Source organism: Limosilactobacillus vaginalis DSM 5837 = ATCC 49540, from assembly GCF_000159435.1.
Classification (GTDB): Bacteria; Bacillota; Bacilli; order Lactobacillales; family Lactobacillaceae; genus Limosilactobacillus; species Limosilactobacillus vaginalis.
Map to the genome: position 1 here is coordinate 1 of NZ_GG693431.1, position 823 is coordinate 823.

2 protein-coding genes are annotated in these 823 nt (G+C 32.4%); both read left to right on the forward strand.

What is annotated here, in order from left to right; translation table 11 throughout:
• Positions 1-547, forward strand: a 547-nt coding sequence (locus HMPREF0549_RS08860) for a sugar transferase (protein WP_003717962.1), incomplete at its 5' end; no start/stop codon positions are given.
• Positions 548-823, forward strand: a 276-nt coding sequence (locus HMPREF0549_RS08865; RefSeq protein ID WP_003717963.1) for a glycosyltransferase, incomplete at its 3' end; no start/stop codon positions are given.

Sequence of the window (823 nt, forward strand, 5' to 3'; positions counted from 1 at the left end):
TATTTTTGGTATTATATTTGGAATTATTAGTTTACCAATTATTTTAATATTTGCAATTTTAATTAAACTGACTTCTAAAGGGCCTGTCTTTTTTAGGCAAGAACGGGTCGGTTATATGGGAAAACCGATCGTGATTACTAAATTACGTTCAATGAGGAATGATGCAGAAAAGAAGACTGGTGCTGTGTGGGCAACCAAGGATGATCCACGGGTAACACCAGTAGGTAAATTTATGCGAAAAACTCGGGTAGATGAACTGCCACAGTTTTGGAGTATTATTAAGGGAGATATGAGTTTAGTTGGTCCTCGTCCTGAAAGATTTGTTCTTACTGAGAAATTTACCGAGAAATGGCCAAATTTTCCACAAAGATTAAGGATAATTCCAGGGTTAACTGGTTATGCACAAATTCATGGTGGATATGATCTTAAGCCAAATGAAAAGTGTAAGCTAGACAATTACTATATTGATAATTATTCGTTAGGTTTTGATTTTAAAATTGCATTTGAAACGTTAAAAATTATTGTTACTGGAGATGGAGCAAGGTAAATGAAAATATTGTATTTTATTACTACGTCAGAATGGGGAGGAGCTTCTCGTTACGTATTTGATCTATGCAAATATGAGATAAATAAAGGTAATAAAGTTTATTTAGCTGTTGGGTCTGAAGGTTTACTTGCTAGTAAAGTAAGAAATGTTGGTGGGAAAGTATATATAATAAAATCTGTAAAGAGAAATATAAGTCCACTAAATGATTTAAAGTCAATAATTATGATACGTAGCTTAGTAAAAAAGCTGAAGCCTGATATAGTTCATTTGAATTCA